At 74.9% G+C, this 17,464-nt stretch carries 15 protein-coding genes; 10 read left to right on the top strand and 5 right to left on the bottom strand.

Annotation, left to right across the window (positions count from 1 at the left end; translation table 11 throughout):
• Nucleotides 1-6 precede the first annotated feature (6 nt).
• From ACI794_RS15330 to ACI794_RS15320, 3 genes are read right to left on the bottom strand one after another with little or no spacing between them, the layout of a single operon-like run.
• The gene (locus ACI794_RS15330) at nucleotides 7-1,404 is read right to left on the bottom strand and encodes a hypothetical protein (protein ID WP_456603024.1); all 1,398 of its coding nucleotides are present in this window, start codon (nucleotides 1,402-1,404) and stop codon (nucleotides 7-9) included.
• On the bottom strand, nucleotides 1,394-2,116 hold the full coding sequence (locus ACI794_RS15325; protein ID WP_456603023.1) for a hypothetical protein: 723 nt from the start codon (nucleotides 2,114-2,116) through the stop codon (nucleotides 1,394-1,396). Before ACI794_RS15325 ends, ACI794_RS15330 begins: the two co-directional genes overlap by 11 nt.
• On the bottom strand, nucleotides 2,113-2,535 hold the full coding sequence (locus ACI794_RS15320; protein WP_456603022.1) for a hypothetical protein: 423 nt from the start codon (nucleotides 2,533-2,535) through the stop codon (nucleotides 2,113-2,115). Before ACI794_RS15320 ends, ACI794_RS15325 begins: the two co-directional genes overlap by 4 nt.
• A gap of 102 nt (nucleotides 2,536-2,637) precedes the next feature.
• On the opposite strand from ACI794_RS15320, the gene ACI794_RS15315 reads away from it, so the two are divergent.
• Nucleotides 2,638-3,069: a PaaI family thioesterase gene (locus ACI794_RS15315; RefSeq protein WP_456603021.1), complete on the top strand. Its 432-nt coding sequence runs from the start codon at nucleotides 2,638-2,640 to the stop codon at nucleotides 3,067-3,069.
• Between the two features lie 6 nt (nucleotides 3,070-3,075).
• Here ACI794_RS15315 and ACI794_RS15310 read toward each other — a convergent pair whose 3' ends face one another.
• Nucleotides 3,076-4,365: a hydroxyacid-oxoacid transhydrogenase gene (locus ACI794_RS15310; protein WP_456603020.1), complete on the bottom strand. Its 1,290-nt coding sequence runs from the start codon at nucleotides 4,363-4,365 to the stop codon at nucleotides 3,076-3,078.
• Between the two features lie 154 nt (nucleotides 4,366-4,519).
• Between ACI794_RS15310 and ACI794_RS15305 the strand changes: the two genes are divergently transcribed.
• The gene (locus tag ACI794_RS15305) at nucleotides 4,520-5,488 is read left to right on the top strand and encodes a cyclase family protein (protein ID WP_456582403.1); all 969 of its coding nucleotides are present in this window, start codon (nucleotides 4,520-4,522) and stop codon (nucleotides 5,486-5,488) included.
• Nucleotides 5,489-5,495: 7 nt separating this feature from the next.
• Nucleotides 5,496-7,145, top strand: coding sequence for an AMP-binding protein (locus ACI794_RS15300; protein ID WP_456582402.1), 1,650 nt, complete (start codon nucleotides 5,496-5,498; stop codon nucleotides 7,143-7,145).
• A 45-nt stretch (nucleotides 7,146-7,190) separates the two neighbouring features.
• On the opposite strand, the gene galE is transcribed toward ACI794_RS15300, so the two are convergent.
• Nucleotides 7,191-8,168: a UDP-glucose 4-epimerase GalE gene (galE, locus tag ACI794_RS15295; RefSeq protein WP_456616784.1), complete on the bottom strand. Its 978-nt coding sequence runs from the start codon at nucleotides 8,166-8,168 to the stop codon at nucleotides 7,191-7,193.
• A 139-nt stretch (nucleotides 8,169-8,307) separates the two neighbouring features.
• Here galE and ACI794_RS15290 point away from each other — a divergent pair, with 139 nt between their 5' ends.
• The 7 genes from ACI794_RS15290 to ACI794_RS15260 all read left to right on the top strand — a co-directional run bounded on the left by ACI794_RS15290 (nucleotide 8,308) and on the right by ACI794_RS15260 (nucleotide 17,141).
• The gene (locus tag ACI794_RS15290) at nucleotides 8,308-9,255 is read left to right on the top strand and encodes a UDP-glucuronic acid decarboxylase family protein (RefSeq protein ID WP_456616783.1); all 948 of its coding nucleotides are present in this window, start codon (nucleotides 8,308-8,310) and stop codon (nucleotides 9,253-9,255) included.
• The gene (locus ACI794_RS15285; RefSeq protein ID WP_456616782.1) at nucleotides 9,245-11,986 is read left to right on the top strand and encodes a glycosyltransferase; all 2,742 of its coding nucleotides are present in this window, start codon (nucleotides 9,245-9,247) and stop codon (nucleotides 11,984-11,986) included. Before ACI794_RS15290 ends, ACI794_RS15285 begins: the two co-directional genes overlap by 11 nt.
• A 65-nt stretch (nucleotides 11,987-12,051) precedes the next feature.
• On the top strand, nucleotides 12,052-12,798 hold the full coding sequence (locus tag ACI794_RS15280) for an ABC transporter permease (RefSeq protein WP_456616781.1): 747 nt from the start codon (nucleotides 12,052-12,054) through the stop codon (nucleotides 12,796-12,798).
• Nucleotides 12,795-13,985 carry an ABC transporter ATP-binding protein gene (locus ACI794_RS15275; RefSeq protein WP_456603015.1) on the top strand — a complete coding sequence of 397 codons (1,191 nt, stop codon included), beginning with the start codon at nucleotides 12,795-12,797 and terminating at the stop codon, nucleotides 13,983-13,985. The genes ACI794_RS15280 and ACI794_RS15275 overlap by 4 nt, the downstream gene beginning before the upstream one ends.
• A gap of 38 nt (nucleotides 13,986-14,023) precedes the next feature.
• Nucleotides 14,024-15,244: a glycosyltransferase family 2 protein gene (locus ACI794_RS15270; protein WP_456603014.1), complete on the top strand. Its 1,221-nt coding sequence runs from the start codon at nucleotides 14,024-14,026 to the stop codon at nucleotides 15,242-15,244.
• Nucleotides 15,245-15,282: 38 nt separating this feature from the next.
• On the top strand, nucleotides 15,283-16,206 hold the full coding sequence (locus ACI794_RS15265; RefSeq protein ID WP_456603013.1) for a glycosyltransferase family 2 protein: 924 nt from the start codon (nucleotides 15,283-15,285) through the stop codon (nucleotides 16,204-16,206).
• On the top strand, nucleotides 16,173-17,141 hold the full coding sequence (locus tag ACI794_RS15260; RefSeq protein WP_456603012.1) for a glycosyltransferase family 2 protein: 969 nt from the start codon (nucleotides 16,173-16,175) through the stop codon (nucleotides 17,139-17,141). Before ACI794_RS15265 ends, ACI794_RS15260 begins: the two co-directional genes overlap by 34 nt.
• Nucleotides 17,142-17,464: the final 323 nt, after the last annotated feature.

The raw sequence follows: 17,464 nt of genomic DNA, 5'->3' as shown, positions 1-17,464 counted from the left end.
GACCGCTCACCCCCTGCTGATCGAGTAGACGCGGGCCACGACGGTCACGTCCTCGCCGGGCCCGGCCAGGAAGGGTGCCGCGCCCGCCCGGTAGGCCGCAAGCGAGGGGTCCGCGCTGCGGTCGACCAACCGGGCGCCGTGCAGGTAGGCGTTCCGGAGCCCGTGGTCGGCGCCGAGGCTCCCGTTCCGCCGGTCGAAGGTCACCGTGGTCACGTTCGCGTCGTCGTCGTTGTCCCGCCCGTCCAGGTGCGGGACGACGTCGTGCTCGTTCTCCAGGGCCAGCACCTGCACCCCGGCCGGCACCGCCACCCGGCCGATCGGCGAGCCCGCGGTGAGGACGCACCGGACGTCGTAGGGGAAGTCGGCGGTGCCGGCGCCGTGCGCCGCCTGGGCGGCCACCATGCCGCCCTGGCTGTGCCCCACGAGCATCACCGGGTCGGCGGGCCCGGCGCCGGCCCGCCGCAGCGCCTCGGCGATCGCCCGCTGCCGGGTCGTGACGTCGCCGCCGAGCACCCGCACGTTGGTGCCCAGGTCGTGGGTCGCCGCGTTCACCGGGCCACCGGGCAGGTCCCAGTCCTGCGTGCCGGGGATGTCGACGACGTAGGCGGTGGTGCCGTCGGCGCGGGTCAGCACCCGGACGCCGATGTGGTCGCGCTCGGGCCCGGACTCCTCCGAGCGCAGGTCGAGGGCCGCCAGCAGGTCGGCGACCCCGCGGGGCGGCCGGACCGCCGCCGCGCGGACGTCGTCCGGGCGGTCCTGCACGACCGGCACGCCGTCGGGCCACAGCCGCCCCAGGCGGGCGGCCGCTGACCGGACGTCGCCTCCGCCGAGCCACGGGGAGAGCAGGCCGCCGGTGGTGAGGCCCAGCCGCGAGGCGGTGCCGGGAGCGGCGTTGACGACGTGGTCGACCAGGCCCGGGTGCTCGGTCAGCCAGCGCTCGGGGTCGTCGGCGAGCTCCCGGACCTCCGCCACGGTGCCGCCCGGATCGGTGAGGAGCTGCCCGGCGCCCAGGACCAGGAGGGCGCCGCCGGTGACCTCGGGGAAGAAGCCGGCCGCCCAGTGCAGGTCGTCGGCCAGCTCGGCGAGGGCGGCGTCGGCGGCCGCGTAGGCCTCGACCGCCGCCCGCAGCGTGGCCGCGCGCGCGGCGAACGCGACGGCGAGCGCCGAGAGGCCACCCGGCCCGTCCAGCGCCTCCAACAGCGCGGCCTGGAACCGGGCGACGCCGGCCGGGTCGAGCACCGCCGAGGCGAGCAGGTCGGGATCCACCAGCAGCGGGTGGCAGGCCGCGCTCGTGGCGGCCAGCGCCTCGCCGAGGTCCAGGCTGCCGCCCGCCAGCGCAGCGAGATCGGCGAGGTCGGCCTCCACCCCGCCCGCTCCCCCGCGGACCTCGATCTCAGCGCCCACCGGGTGCCTCCAGGAGTGCGGCCACGGTGGGCGCGATCCAGCTGCCCAGGTCGGCCGGCTGGACGGGCACGAGGTCGACCAGTCGAGCCGGCCCCTCCCCCAGGCACGGCCGCAGCCCCACCCAGCCGGCGTCGGTCGCCAGCCAGGACACCTGCCCCGCCCCGGCGCCGGAGCCGACGCGGCCCAGGACGAGGCAGTCCAGCGCCCCGCCCGTCCGGCGCCCGAGCTCGCGGTCCAGCTCCGTCACCGCGAGGCGACCCGAGGGCGCGGCGACCCCGCCGGCCGCCGGTGCGCCGCTCACCGCCCCCACCTCGGGCACGGCCCGCGCCAGCTCCGCACCCAGCCGGGCGGCGGGGGCCACCGACAGCTCCACCCCGCCCCCGGGCAGGGACAGCACGCCGACGACCACCCCGGCGCCCAGGGCGAACCACCCTGCCCGCTCCCCCACCGGCCCGGCCACCTCCAGGCGCACGGTGAGCAGCGGCCGGGCGAGCACCGCGAGGTCGGCGGCGACCGCCGGCACCGGTCGCACCGGCCCGTCCCCGGGCGCTGCCAGCACCCCGTCGGCGAGCAGCGCGGTGGTGGCCGCCTCCCGCTCGGCGGCCCCGAGCGCTGCGGGAGCGAGGGCCCGGGGCGCACCGGGCAGCCGGCCGGCCGCGAGGACGGCCCACCCGGCGGCGGGGATGGCCAGCCGCCGGGCCGCGACGCTCACCACAGGCCCGCGCTGCTCAGCCGGGCCGACACCGTGCGCCACGCGTCGGCGCCCGCCTCGGGCAGCTCCGCCACGACGTCGCCGAGCTCCTCGAGCAGGTCGCCGCCCCGGGCGGCCTGGTCGGCCAGCCACGAGCGGACCGACCGCTCGGCGCGCGCGATCGCCGCCAGCCGGGAGCGCACCTCGTCGGCGTGCCGGCGCAGCAAGCCTGCGGCGTGCTCGATCGCGTCGGCCGCGGCGTCGACGTCCGCGCAGTCCCGCACGTGCCGCTGCCGGTACGCCTCGGCGGCGTCGGACACCCAGCGGGTGCGGGCGCCCGCGCGCCGGTGCTCCTCCCCCGCCGCGCGCACCGCCCTCGCCCGTCCGGCCAGCTCGTCGGCCAGCCCGTCGAGGGCATCGGGATCCCCGTACCCGCCCACCTCGGCCTCCTCCCGGTCCCCTCACCAGGGCGGAGCCTAGGAACGTGGGCGCCCTCCCCGCGGCCCTCGGGCCGGGCCTGTGGGCAGCCGCCGGAGCTGTTGATGGATGCTGACCCGGTGACCGGCGTCCCCGTCCCCCGTGCCCTCGTGCAGGCAGTCCTCGACATCCCGCTGCACCGGTTCCTCGGCGTCGAGCTGCGCGACGACGCCGATCCGGCAGCGGGGATCCGGTTCCCGGTGGGCCCGGCCGCCCAGAACCCGGCCGGGATGCTGCACGGTGGCGTCGTCTACGCCCTCCTCGACGTCGCCTCGTTCCTGGCGCTGCTCCCCCACCTCGGCGACGGCGAGCACGCGGTCACCCACGACGTCTCCGCATCGCTGCTGCGGCCGGTCGGCGCCGACTCCGCCGTGGAGGTCACCGCCACTGTGCTGCGCCGCGGCCGGGCGGTCGCGTTCATGCGCGCGGAGGCCACCGTCGACGGCGTCCTGGTGGCCACCGGACAGGTCACCAAGACCGTCGTCGCCCCCCGCTGAGCCGCCTCACCAGAGGGAGAGCGACCGCCGGAAGATGCCGGCGAGGTCGTCCTCGGTGACCGCGCGCGGGCAGGTGGCGAGCAGCCGCTGCTGCTTCATCGCGCCGTCGACCAGGTCGGGGATGTCGCCCTCGCCGAACCCGACCGCCCCCACGCCGTTCGGGATGTCGATGTCGCGCATCAGGTCGGCGAGCACCGTGGGCAGGAACTCCGCGGCGTCCGACGGGCGGTCGGCACCGGGCGCGAGCAGCTCGGCGGCGCGGACGTGCCGCTCCGGCGAGGCCTCGAAGGTGAAGCGGAACGCCTCGGGCGCGGTCAGCGCGACCGACATCCCGTGCGGCACCATCGCCTCGCCGGCCGGGTAGTCCTTGGGGTGGAAGTCCTTCACCTGCCCGGCGATCGGGTAGGCGTTGGCGTGCGGGATGTGCACCCCGGCGTTGCCGAACCCCATGCCGGCGAAGGTGGCGGCCATCGCCATCTCCGCGCGGGCCTGCGTGTCGTCGCCGTTGCGGACGGCCGTGCGGAACGACCCGGCCAGCAGGCTCATCGCCTTCTCCGACCACATGTCCGAGATCGGGTTCGAGCCGCAGTAGGGCACCCGCTGATCGGGCGACTTGTGCTCGTACGTGGTGTACCAGCGCGCCGTGTAGCTCTCCAGCGCGTGGCAGAGGATGTCCATGCCCGACGCCGCTGTCACCCCGGCCGGCTGGCTGCGGGTGAGGTCGGGGTCGATGACGGCGAGGGTCGGCCGGAGCCGGGCGTGGCTGATGCCGGTCTTCACCCGGGCCGAGATCACGTCCATCACGCAGATCGTGGTGCTCTCGGCCCCGGTGCCCGTCGTCGTCGGGACGGCCACCAGGGGCTTGAGCGGGTTGGGCGGCGCCTGCCCCTTGCCGACCGGCACGTTGACGTAGTCCATGAGCTCGCCGGGGTTGGTCGTGAGCAGGTTGATCGCCTTCGCGGTGTCGATGCTCGACCCGCCACCGACGGCGACGAACGCGTCCCAGGGCCCCGACGACCGCGCCTCCTCGATGGCGGCGACCAGGCTGACGTCGGTCGGCTCGACGTGGACGCCGTCGAAGACCCGGGCCTCGATGCCGAACTGCGCCATCTGGTCGGCCACCCGCTGGGGGTGCCCGGTGGCCGCCACCCCGGGATCGGTGACGACGAGGACCCGGCGCACGCCGAAGCGGCTGAGGTCGAAGCCGATCTCGTCGGAGGCGCCGTTGCCGAACTTCAACTGCGGCGCCCCGTAGGTGAAGACGGACTCGGGGGTGCCGGGCACGGTGCTGGTCACGGGGTCTCCCTGGGGCTGGGACGGCGCTCCGGGCGGTGCGCGGTTGCACCGAATGTTGCACGCCGGTTGTGGCTGGCACCACACCGGCGAACACTCCGAGGCACTGCCCCGCCCGTCCGACGGACGGGCCTCCGCCCATCCCCTGGAGGCACCTGTGACCGACAGCCCCGCGACCGCGCCGTACCTCGGTGAGCTGCTCAAGGACGCGCCGACCAACTGGGGCAAGTGGGGGCCCGACGACGAGGTCGGCGCGCTGAACTACCTCGGGCCGGAGCAGGTGCTCGCCGCGGTCAAGCTCGTGCGCTCGGGCAAGGTCTTCACGCTGCAGCGGCTCATCGGCGACCCGAAGGGCGACCCGGTCTGGCCCGGCCGCACCCCCGCCGTCCGCACCCAGGTGCTCGACGAGAGCGACTGGGACGAGGGCGGCAAGGGAGCCGACTACCCCGGCGGGCTGCACTACGCCGACGACAAGATCGACGCCTACCTGCAGGGCTCGACGCAGTACGACGCCCTCGGCCACCTCTGGTACGACGGCAAGATCTGGAACGGCTACGACGCCCGCACCACCGTCGGCGGGCTGGAGAAGGCCAGCGTCGAGCCGATCGCCCAGCGCGGCGTCGTCGGCCGGGCCGTCCTGCTGGACATGGCCCGCTTCCGCGGCAAGGCCACCCTCGACAAGGGCGAGACCTTCACCCACGAGGACCTCGTCGCCTGCGCCGAGGCCCAGGGCACGCCCATCGAGAAGCGCGACATCCTGGTCATCCGGACCAACTTCCTGCAGCTGTTCCACGAGCAGGGCGAGGCGTTCTACGAGGGCTTCAACGAGCCGGGGCTGGTCTACTCCCCCGAGCTCGTGCAGTGGTTCCAGGACATGGAGATCCCGAACCTGGTCACCGACACGATCGCCAACGAGGTCACCTTCGACCCGAACAACGGGGTGGCCCTGGTGCTGCACAACGCGCTCATGCGCAACCTCGGCGTGACGCTCACGGAGATCGCCGACCTGGAGGCGCTGGCCGCCGACTGCGCCGAGGACGGGCAGTACGCCTTCCTCTACGTGGCCGCCCCGCTCAAGGTCGCCAAGGCCGCCGGCACCCCGGTCAACCCCGTCGTCATCAAGTAGCGCCCCCATGAGCGCCTACGACGAGCGACCCTGGCTGGCGCTCTACGGCGACCAGCCGGCCGACTACGCGATCGAGTTCGAGACCGCCCTGGAGATGTTCCGGGCCGGCGTCGAGCGGGACCCCGACGGCGTGGCCCTGCGGTACTTCGACGGGGCCATCACCCGCCGCGAGCTCGACGAGCTCAGCGACGCCCTAGCCGTCGGGCTGCTGGCCCGCGGCTTCGGGCCGGGTGATCGGCTGGCGGTCTACCTGCAGAACGTGCCGCAGTTCGTCATCGCCATGGTCGCCGCCTGGAAGGCCGGCGGGATCATGGTGTCGATCAACCCGATGAGCCGGGCCCGCGAGCTCTCCTACCTGCTCGAGGACTCCGGCGCGACGGTGCTGCTGTCGCTGGAGACCCTCTACGAGCAGGTGGCTCGCGAGGTGGTCCCCTCGACCGGTGTGCGCCTGGTGCTCACCACCAGCGAGCTGGAGTTCCAGACCCGGGACGACGACCGGCTGTTCGCGGGCACCACCCGGCAGCGCCACGAGGGGACGACGGACTTCTCCGAGTTCGTCGCCGTCCACCGCGGCCAGGTGCCCCCGCCGGTCGGCCTCCGCTCCGACGACGTGGCGTTCCTGACCTACACCTCGGGCACCACGGGCGTGCCCAAGGGCGCGATGAACACCCACCGGAACGTCGTCTTCACCGCCCAGGTGTACCGGGACTGGGTGCACGCGGGCCGGGACGGTGCGATCTTCGGCGTCGCCCCGCTGTTCCACATCACCGGGCTGATCGGGCACATCGCGGTCAGCCTGCTGGTGCCGGCGCCGCTGGTGCTGGCCTACCGGTTCGAGCCCCAGGTCGTGCTCGACGCCTTCGCCGAGCACCGCCCGGCCTTCACCATCGGCGCGATCACCGCCTTCACCGCGCTGCTCAACGCCCCGGGGTTCAGCAAGGACCACTTCGCCTCGTTCACGTCCCTCTACTCCGGCGGGGCGGCCATCTCCCCCACGGCCGAGCAGAACTTCCTGGCCGCCACCGGAAAGCAGGTGCACAACGCCTACGGCCTGACCGAGACCACCTCGCCGATGACCGTGACCCCGTTCGGGTCGCCGTCCCCGGTGGACCCGGTGTCGGGCGCGCTGTCGGTCGGGGTGCCCGCCCCGAACACGGTCGTGCGCATCCAGGACGACGAGGGGCGCGACCTGCCGCTGGGCGAGGTGGGCGAGATCGTCGCCGAGGGCCCCCAGGTCGTCGCCGGCTACTGGGGCAAGCCCGAGGAGACCGCGGCCGGGCTGCCCGGCGGGGCGCTCAAGAGCGGTGACGTCGGCTTCATGAACGCCGAGGGCTGGGTGTTCATCGTCGACCGCAAGAAGGACATGATCAACGCCTCCGGCTACAAGGTCTGGCCCCGCGAGGTCGAGGACGTCCTCGCCGAGCACCCGGCCGTCCGCGAGTCCGCGGTGGTGGGGGTCCCCGACGAGAAGCGCGGCGAGACCGTCAAGGCGTTCGTGAGCCTGAAGCCGGGAGCGAGCACCACGCCGGAGGAGCTGATCGCCCACTGCAAGGAGCGGATGGCGGCCTACAAGTACCCGCGCAGCGTGGAGCTGGTGGACGAACTGCCCAAGACGGTCACCGGCAAGATCCTCCGCCGGGAGCTGAGGGGACGATAGGGCGGCCGCAGGGCGGCCCCCGCGCGCCGTGTCCACCCGGCGCGATCAGCCGCCCTGCGGGATGCCCTGCTCGGCGGCCCACGCGCTGCTCACCATGTCGTACAGGTCGCGTCGCGCGGTCCAGCCCAGCTCCCGTGCGATGCGGTCGACCCGGGCCACGATCCGCGCGGGGTCGCCGGGCCGGCGGTCGGCGGCCTCGTACGGGATGGCCCGGCCCGTCACCGACTCCATCATGGTGAGGACCTCGAGCACGCTGCTGCCGCGAGCGCAGCCGATGTTGTACGTGGCGACGCGCTTGCCCTCCTCGAGCGCCTGGGCCGCGCGGACGTGCGCGTCCGCGACGTCCCGAACGTCCACGTAGTCGCGCACGCAGGTGCCGTCCGGCGTCGGGTAGTCGGTGCCGAAGACACGCGGCCGCTCCCCGGCGCGCACCGCCCGAAAGACCAGGGGGAAGAGGTTGTGCGCGCCGGTGTCCCGCAGCTCCGGGCCGGCGGCGCCCACGGCGTTGAAGTACCGGAGGTTGATGACGCCGAAGCCGTGGGCGGCGGCCGCGGCGTTCAGGATCCGCTCGCCGTAGAGCTTGGAGTCCCCGTAGGGGCTCTCCGGCAGGGTCGGCGCCGCCTCGTCGACGACCTCGGCGACCGGCGTGCCGTAGACCGAGCAGCTCGACGAGAAGACGATCCGGTCCCCGCCCGCGGCCCGCACCGCCTCGATCAGGCTGATCACGCCGACGACGTTCTCCCGCGCGTACAGGAGCGGATCGGCCATGGACTCGGTGGGCGACTTCCTGCCCGCCAGGTGGACGACCCCGGTGGGGCGCACGCGCTGCACGACGTCGGCCAGCGCCGCCGTGTCCACGACGCTGACCTCGTGCAGCTCGACGCCCTCCGGTACCCGTGAGCGCAACCCCGTGGACAGGTTGTCCACGACGACCGGTTCCCGCCCGGACCGCAGCAGACCGTGCACCACGTGGGCACCGATGTAACCTGCGCCGCCGGTGACCAGCCATCGCGTCCCTGCCATGGCGCGCACGGTATCCGGGGTGCTCACCCGCCGAGGGGAGGTGCTCGACCCCGCGCCTTGCCACCCCCGTCCGAGGGTGATCAGGTTGAGTGGTCGCCGCTCCCGGCTCAGGAGACGGCCCGGGGGTCTGGAGGAACGCGTGGCGCGTGTCGTCGTGACCGGTGGTGCCGGCTTCCTCGGTTCCCACCTCTGCGAACGGTTGCTCTCCGAGGGGCACGAGGTCGTCGCCCTGGACAACCTGTCCACCGGGACCCCGGCCAACGTGCAGCACCTCCTGCCGCTGCCGAACTTCAGGCTGGTCACCTACGACATCACCAACTACATCCACGTGCCGGGGCCGGTCGACCACGTGCTGCACTTCGCGAGCCCGGCATCGCCGATCGACTACCTCCGGTTGCCGATCGAGACGCTGAAGGTCGGCGCCATCGGCACGCTGCACGCCCTGGGGATGGCGCGGGAGAAGGGCGCCCGGCTGCTGCTGGCCTCGACGAGCGAGACCTACGGCGACCCGCAGGTCCACCCGCAACCCGAGACCTACTGGGGGCACGTCAACCCGGTCGGCCCCCGCGGGGTCTACGACGAGGCCAAGCGGTACGCCGAAGCGCTCGCCACCGCGTACCGGACCTTCCACGGGGTGGACACGACGATCGTGCGGATCTTCAACACCTTCGGTCCGCGCATGCGACCGGACGACGGCCGCGCGATCCCCACGTTCATCCGCCAGGCCCTGTCCGGGGAACCCCTGACCGTCGCCGGCGACGGCACCCAGACCCGCTCGGTCTGCTACGTGAGCGACCTCGTCGACGGCGTGCTCCGCCTCCTCCGCTCCCAGCACCCCGGTCCGGTCAACATCGGGAACCCGTTCGAGATGTCCATCCTTGACCTCGCCCGGATGGTGCTGGAGGTGACCGGCTCCCCGTCGCCGATCTCGTTCATCTCCCGGCCGCAGGACGACCCCCACGTGCGACAGCCCGACATCGCGCTCGCCCGGGAGGTCCTCGGCTGGGAGCCCTCGATCCCCGTCCGGGAGGGTCTGGCCACGACGGTGGAGTGGTTCCGCGACCAGGAACCCCGGCGTGCCGCCTGAACCGGTCACGCCGGCGGCCGCGGAGGGGCTGGCCGCCGGGTTCGACGTCCCGGCCGAAGGTGTCGTCCCGGGAGCGCCCGACGACCCGGTCGCCATGCCTCCGGGGCCCCGTCGGCGCCGCCTGTCCGCGCGGGGCAGCCTGCGCATGCGCCGTCCGGACGGGTCACGCCACTACCGCGCCCTCGCCGTCGCCGACGTCGACCTGGACCGCCGCACGGCCACCCTCCTCCCCGCGCTGACGGCGTTCGAGCAGCCGGCCGAGGGCGTGCACGCGCTCGTCTGGTTCCACGGCGAGCCCATCGGCGAGATCACCGTGCCGGGCGACCCCGCGACCGTGCTCGCGGCCCTCCCCCGGGTCGCCGCCCGGGAATGCGCGCGCGCCGTCGCGGAGCACCTGCTGAGGGACTGCCTGGCCGTTCCGGGCGGCGTCGCGGAGGCGTCCTCCCACGGCCTGCCGCGGGTGGGCCACCCGGACCTGCCGCCGGTGGACGGCTCCGTGGTGACGGTCGCGATCTGCACCCGTGACCGACCCGACGACCTCCGCCGCTGCCTCGAGGCCGTCGCCGGTCTCGACACCCGCCCGGCGGACGTGCTGGTGGTCGACAACGCCTCCCGGGACGACCGCACCCGTCAGGTGGCCGAGGAGTTCGGGGTGCGCTACGTCCGCGAACCCCGGGCCGGCCTGGACTGGGCGCGCAACCGCGCCCTCCTCGAGGCGGGGACGCGCATCGTGGCCTTCACCGACGACGACGTGCTCGTCCACCCCTGCTGGTTGCGGGGCATCGTGCGCGCGTTCGCGGAGGAGCCCGACGCCGTCGTGGTGACCGGGCTGGTCGCGCCCGCCGAGCTCGCCACGCGCGCGCAGGTGCTGTTCGAGGCGTTCGGGGGGTTCGGCCGCGGCTACGCCCGCCGGTGGATGTCCGTGGGCGTCGCCTCCGGCGAGGTCGCCGCCCAGCTCTACCCCGGCACCGGTGTCGCGGGCACGGGAGCCAACATGGCGCTCCTCCGGGAGGACGCGCTGGCGCTGGGTGGCTTCGACCCCGCGCTGGACGTGGGCACCCCCACCGGGGGCGGCGGGGACCTCGAGATGTACTTCCGCGTGCTGGCCTCCGGCGGGTTGCTCGTCTACGAGCCCACGGCCGTGGTGCGCCACGTGCACCGCCGGACGATGCCCGAGCTCGCCCGCCAGATGGCCGGCAACGGCACCGGCGTCTACAGCATCTTCGCCGGGGCCGGTCCCCGGTACGGGCCCGCGCAGGCGCGCGCGCTGCTGGCCTTCGGCGCCCGGTGGGCGGGTCGTCACCACTTGCGCGGCAACCTCCGCAGCCTGCTCTGGCCGCGCGTGTGGCCGGGGGCGGTGGTGCGCGCGGACACCCGCGGGATGCTCGACGCGCTGGGCGGGCGGCTGTACGCGCGCGCCCGGGCGCAGGCGGAGGCGGAGTCCGCACGCCACCCGCACGAACCCACCGCGCCACCGCTGGTCCACCCGCGCCCGACCCGTCGCTCCCCGCGGAGCCCGGATCCGGCGATCGTCGTCGACCTGGTCGCCGGGCGGCTGCCCGACCCGTCCACGCTCCGTCCCGTCGAGGACCACCGACGCGCGCGGCGGTTGCGCGTGCGGGTGGAGCGGGACGGGCGGCCGCAGGCCGACGTCTCGATCCGGACCGCCGGCTCCCGCCCTTCGCCGGCCCGGCTCCGCTGGGAGATCGTCGGCCGGCTGGGTCCGGCGGTGCTCACCCCGGGAGCGTCCTGGCAGGACGTAGCCCTCGGGGAGGACGGCGCGCTCACCCCGGCGGACGCCCGGCCGGCAGGCGCCACGGGAGCGCCGGACGCCACCGCGATCAGCATCCTGCTGGTGACCGGGGGCGGTCCCGCCACCGTGCCGGCCGGCCTCGCGGCCCTGCCGGCCACGAGCGGCCGGGTGCTCCAGGTGGTCGTCGTGGACACCACGCCCGGCGGCGGCCCGCCCGTGGCCACCGACAGCCCCGGGGTGGAGCTCGTGCACGCACCGGGGCTCGGGCGCGCCGCAGCCTGGAATGCGGCGCTCCCCCACCTCCGGGGCGAGGTCGTGGTCTTCCTCGACGACGACGTGACGCCCGCCGACGGCTGGCTCGAGGCGCTGGTCGGCCCGTTCGGCGACCGGTCCGTGACGGCGGTGACGGGGAACGTCCTGCCGGCGGACCCGGGATCTCTCGAGGCCCAGCTGCTCGAGGACCTGGGCAGGCTGGACGGGGGCCCGCACCGGCAGGTCCTCGACCGGTCGTGGGTGCGCACGGGGCGGGGGCCGGCGCCGACGTGGCGGATCGGGACGCTGTCCAACGCGGCGATCCGCCGGGAGGCCCTGCACCGCCTGGGGGAACTCGACCCCGCCCTGGGAGCCGAGGCCGGCACCGAGTACCTGCACCGGGTCCTGGTGGCCGGTGGACGGGTGGTCTACGAGCCGACGGCCGTGGTGCTGCGCGACCACGGCTCCTCGGGCTCGGCCCTCGGCACCCGGCTGCGGGTATCCGCCGGCGAGCACGTGGGCTACCTGCTCGACCTGCTGGTCCGCCACCACGACGTGCGCGGCCTGGCCCGGCTCGTCCTGGCCCTCCCCCGCGAGTACGCGCGCCGCGCCTGGTGGGTCGTCCGGCTGCGCGACGACTACCCGGTCCGCCTCCTGCGGGCGGAGGTCGGCGGGTCGCTGGCCGGCATCCCCCGGTGGATCCGCGCACGCGGGCGGACACGGTGAGCCACCCCCCGGCGTCGCCTCCCGCCGGCCGGTCGCGGCCGCGCACCCAGAGGTTGCGGCGCACCGTGCAGGTGGTCCTGCACCTGACCGCGCGCGAGTTCCGCATCCGCTACCAGGCCGCCTTCCTCGGCTGGTTGTGGGCGCTGGCCCCCGCCGTCGCCCGGTTCCTCGTCCTCGGGCTGGTGTTCTCCGCGCTCTTCTCCGGCGGTGGGCCGGACTACCTGGCCGAGCTGGCGGTCGGGGTCCTCGCCTGGAACTGGTTCAACGCGGGCGTGTCCAACGCCTCCACCAGCGCGGTCGACCGCAGGGACCTGCTCGGGCACCCGACGCTGCCGCGGCAGGCCGTGCCCACGATCAGCCTCCTCACCGACGCCTTCGACTACCTCGCCGGCCTGCCGGTGCTGCTCCTGGTGGTCTGGATCGACACCGGGCGCCTCCCGGTGACCGCGTTCCTGCTCGCCTTCCTGCTCGTCCTGCAAGGCCTGCTCATGCTCGGCATCGGGATGGCCGCCTCCGTGGCCGACGTCCGCTGGCGGGACGCCCGCCTGGCGGTCCAGCTGGTGCTCTCCGTGGGCTTCTTCCTGACCCCGGTCTTCTACACCGCCCAGGCGGTCACCGACGGCCTCCTGCAGACCCTGATCGACTGGAACCCCGTCGCCGCGCTCATCACCGCGCAGCGGCAGGTGCTGGTGGACGGCACGGTGCCCGGCGCGGCGGAGATGCTCGTGGTCACCGCCGTCTGCGCCGGGGTCTTCGTCCTCGGCTGGGCCCTGCACACGCGCACCTCCGCGAACTTCCTGGACCACCTGTGAGCGAGCCGGTCCTGGTGCTCGAGGGGGTGGGGAAGCGCTACCGCCGGGGCGGGGCGGCGACGCTGCGCCAGCGGTTCACCGGAAGCGCCGGCCGGAGCCGGTGGGAACCGGTTCTCCGGGACGTCGACCTGACGCTCCGGCCGGGGGAGGTCGTCGGGGTCGTCGGCCGCAACGGCGGGGGGAAGTCCACGCTGCTCCGGATCGCGGCGGGGCTGACGAAGCCATCGAGCGGGACGATCCACCGCCACGCCGCCGTCTCCGGCCTGCTGACGCTCAACGCCTCGGCCAACGACGAGCTCTCCGGCGCCGACAACGCCGTCACGGCGGCGGTGCTGGCCGGGCTCAGCCCCCGGCAGGCCCGCGGCCGCCTCGACGACATCGCCGAGTTCGCCGAGCTGGACGAGGCGACCCTGCGTGAGCCGCTGCGGACCTACAGCGACGGCATGAAGCTGCGCCTCGCGTTCGCGGCGGCCGCCGTCACCGACCCGGAGCTGCTGCTCATCGACGAGGTGCTCGCGGTGGGCGACATCGCCTTCCAGGAGAAGTGCCTGACGCACGTGGAGCGGCTCCAGGGGCGGGGCTGCGCCCTGCTCGTCGCCTCGCACGTCATGGGCCAGCTCCGCCGCCTCGCGACGGACGTCGTCTGGCTGCGCGCCGGGACGGTGCACGCCCGCGGCCCCGCCGCGGAGGTCCTGGACGCCTACGAACGCTCGCTGGACGAGCGGGCGGGACCCACCCAGGAGCTGCCCGACGGCGGCTATCGCAAGGGGGACGGGCGCGTGCTCGTCACGGGGATCTCCTGCACCGGGGCCCAGGACGCCCCGGCCGGCGCCACGGTGCTCGGTGGAGGCTTGACCGTCCGCATCCGGTACCGCACGGTCGACGACGCGGTGAGCAGCGCGCTGTTCAGCGTCTCGCTGCGCCGGGTGGGGACCGACGCCCCGATCGTCGACCTGACCACCGAGGCGAGCCGGGCCGGTTCGGTCCCGCTGGCCGGGACGGGCGAGGTCACGCTGACCCTCGACCGGGTGGACCTGGAGCCCGGCGCCTACTGGGTCGACGCGGGTATCTACTCCCCCGACTGGGAGGTGCCCCACGACTACCGCTGGGACAGCGTGAAGGTGCTGGTGCTCGGCACCACGACCAGCGGCTCCGTGCAGCCGCCGCACCGGTGGAGCGCCACGTGACCGGGGGACCGGGCAGGGACGGGGGAAGAGGAGCACTCATGGGTTTCCTGGGCAGACGTGCCACCGGTAGGACCGGCCGAGCCGCGGACGGCGGCTTCGCGGAGGTCGTCCACGTGCTCTTCGACGACCGCGGGCGGGTGCCGACCGGCGACTGGGCCGGACGGCTCACCCTGCTGGTCCTCTGGGCCGGGGACCGGCCGGTGGCCCAGAAGTGGGTGGCGCCCGCGGACGATCCCGAGGCGGCCCTCCGAGACCTGTTCTCGTCGGCCGCGCCGGTGCCCGCACCGGAGGCCCCGGCCGCGCGGCCGACCCCGACGGTCAGCGTGGTCATCTGCACGCGTGACCGGCCGGAGGAGCTCGCCCGCTGCCTGGCCAGCCTCCCGCGGCAGAGCCACCCGCCGGACGAGGTCATCGTGGTGGACAACGCCTCCACGGGGCCGCGGACGCGGGAAGTGGCCGTCGCCGCGGGGGTCCACTACGTGCGCGAGGACCGCCCCGGGCTCGACATCGCCCGCAACACGGGGCTGCTGGCGGCCCGGTCGGACCTGATCGCCTACACCGACGACGACACCGAGCTGCACCCGCGCTGGCTGGAGCGGCTGGTGGCCGCCTTCGAGGACGACGAGGAGGTGTTGGCCGTCACCGGGCTGGTGCTGCCGGCCGAGCTCGACACGGAGGCGCAGTGGATCTTCGAGTCCCGATGGGGCTTCGGCCGGGGGTTCATGCGGATCGACTTCGGGCCGGACTTCTACCGCGCGAAGCGCCCCTACGGCTGCCCCGCCTGGGAGATCGGCGCCGGCGCCAACATGGCCTTCCGCCGCTCCGTCGTCGACGAGGTGGGTCTGTTCGACGAGCGGCTGGACGTCGGCGCCGCCGGGTGCTCGGGCGACTCCGAGTACTGGTACCGCATCCTGGCCGCCGGCCGGACCTGCCGATACGAGCCCTCGGCGGTGGTCTTCCACCACCACCGCGCCGGCATGGCCGGGCTCCGGAGCCAGATCTTCCACTACATGCGCGGCCACGTCACCGCACTGCTCGTGCAGTACGAGCGCACGGGTGATCTCGGCAACCTGCGGCGCGCCTTCCTGAGCCTGCCCTCCTACTACCTGCGCAGGAGCGTGCGGCGCGTGACGAGGGGGCGGGAACCCGGCGACCGCGTCTTCGGACGCGAGGTCAGCGGGGCGCTCGCGGGTGTCGTGTTCTACCTCCGCAACCGGCGTACCCGCACGCGGCCGGCCGCGGTCGGGGGCCCGAGGTGAGCGGCGGGCACGACCGGAGTGACGACGCGGTGACGGTGGTGATCCCGACGCGCGACCGTCGTCGGCTGGTCCTCCGCGCCATCGACTCCGTCCTGCGGCAGCGGGAGGTGCAGGCCGAGGTCGTCGTCGTCGACGACGGGAGCCAGGACGGGACGGCGGACGCGGTCGAGGGCCTCGCCCACCCCCGTGTCCGGCTGGTGAGGCACGAGCGGAGCAGGGGCGTGTCGGGTGCCCGCAACGCCGGGCTGGCCGAGGTCCGGACGCCGTGGGTCGCCTTCCTGGACGACGATGACCTGTGGGCGCCGGGCAAGTTGCGCGCCCAGCTCGCGGCCCTGCGCGCGGTCCCCGGGGCGCTGTGGTCCTGCGTGGGGGCGCTCCACGTCGACGGCGACCTCCGGGCGACGGAGTACGCCCCGGCCCCGGCCTCCGGGCGGCTCCTCGGGGAGCTGTCGCGCCGCCCGGCCGTTCCGGGGGGCGGTTCCGGAGTCCTCGTCCGCACCACGGAGGCGAGGGACGTGGGCGGCTTCGACGAGGAGCTGTCCATCCTGGCCGACTGGGACTTCTACGTCCGTCTGGGTGCCGGCTCGCCCGTCGCCGCGGTCGACCAGCCGCTGCTGGCCTACTACGTGCACTCCGACAGCATGTACCACGACCCGGACGGGGTGGTCCGGGAGCTGACCCGTCTCCGGCACAAGCACCGCGACCTCGCCGGTGGCGAGCGGTTCGACCCGGACCTGGCGCACTGGTACGTCCGGGTGGCACGGATGGCCCAGTTGCTGGGTGCCCCCGGCACGGCGGTCCGGCTGCTGGGCAGAGGCGTGGCGGAGGCCGGCATCGTCCCCGTGAGCCGGCAGCTGGCCCGCCGCCTCACCGGCCAGCTGGGCAGCGACGCGCGCGGGGTCGGTGCGGCCCCCGCGCCGCCGCCCGAATGGCTGGCCGCGTACGCCGGCTGGGCACGATGACGACGGGGCCCGCCGTCACGGTCGTCATCCCCACACGGAACCGCCTGGACCTCGTCCGCCGGAGCGTGTCGTCGGCTCTTGCCCAGGACGGTGTCCCGGTGGACGTCGTGGTCGTGGACGACGGGAGCGACGCCGCCACGGCCGGAGCCCTGGACGCCCTGGCGAGCTGCCGGGTGCGGATCATCCACCACCCCGCGAGCCTGGGTGTGTCCCGGGCGCGGAACGCGGGGATCGCCGTGGCCAGGACGGCGTGGGTGGCCCTCTGCGACGACGACGACTACTGGGCCCCGGACAAGCTGCGCAGCCAGCTCGAGGCCCTGGCCGCCGCGCCGGGAGCCGGCTGGTCCTCCGTCGGGGCGGTGCACGTGGACGACGCCTTCCGCCCCCTGCACTGGCACGAGCCACCGACGCCCGAGACGACGCCCTCCGTGCTGGCGCGCACCGGCGGCATCCCCGGCGGTGGGTCCGGCGTCCTGGCGGCGACCGCCCTCGCCCGGCAGGTCGGTGGGTTCGACCCAGCGCTCAGCATCCTCGCCGACTGGGACTTCTACTACCGGCTCGCCCTGGCCGCACCGGTTGCGCCGGTGAACAGGCCGCTCGTCGGCTACTACCGGCACTCCGACAGCATGTTCCACGACCCGGTCGGGTTGGACCGGGAGCTCGTGGCCATCGAGCGGAAGTACCGCACCGGTGCGGCACCCATGGACCTCGACCACACCAGCTGGGCGGTGCAGCTGCTGCTGATGGCCGTCCGGTCCCGGGATCCCCGCGTGGTGGCGAAGATCCTGCGCAGCCGGGTGCTGCGGCAGGCCCGGAAGCCCGCCCTCGCCCGTGCCGCCATCGCCCGCGTGCGCGCGGGGGCGGACAAGGACCGGCGGCACTGCCCGTCCGCCTGGTCGGGCGAATCGCTGGAGTGGGTGACGTGGACGGTCTGACCGAGCACCGCTGACCACGGATTACCCGGAGGTGCCGCTGCCCGGGCGCCGACCGGCCAGACCGGGGGGACGTGCCGACCCCCAAGAGTGGGTGAACGGATCGGTTCCGACTCCGGACCAGCTCCGGGACGCCGTGCCGCCGGTTAGCGTTCGACCGCTCCTCCCCGGATGTTCCCCCGGCTCGCAGACCCTGGCGGTGATGACGATGACCACCTCGCCCCCGCCGGCGCCTGGAGCCGATCCGGGCGGCGACCCGCGGTCCGTCTCCCCTGCCCCCGGAGCCGGCTGCGGGCCACGGCGACCGACGCCGTTCCCGCGCGATC

Source organism: Blastococcus sp. SYSU DS0541 (assembly GCF_054050875.1).
The sequence above is the reverse complement of the archived record's forward strand: the minus strand, read 5'-3'. Positions and strand labels throughout refer to the sequence as shown.

Coding starts and splice junctions, on each gene's coding strand:
- ACI794_RS15315 (WP_456603021.1), top strand. CDS start 2,638: ATGGATGCTGACCCGGTGACCGGCGTCCCCGTCCCCCGTGCCCTCGTG.
- ACI794_RS15300 (WP_456582402.1), top strand. CDS start 5,496: ATGAGCGCCTACGACGAGCGACCCTGGCTGGCGCTCTACGGCGACCAG.
- galE (WP_456616784.1), bottom strand. CDS start 8,168: ATGGCAGGGACGCGATGGCTGGTCACCGGCGGCGCAGGTTACATCGGT.
- ACI794_RS15270 (WP_456603014.1), top strand. CDS start 14,024: ATGGGTTTCCTGGGCAGACGTGCCACCGGTAGGACCGGCCGAGCCGCG.
- ACI794_RS15260 (WP_456603012.1), top strand. CDS start 16,173: ATGGCTGGCCGCGTACGCCGGCTGGGCACGATGACGACGGGGCCCGCC.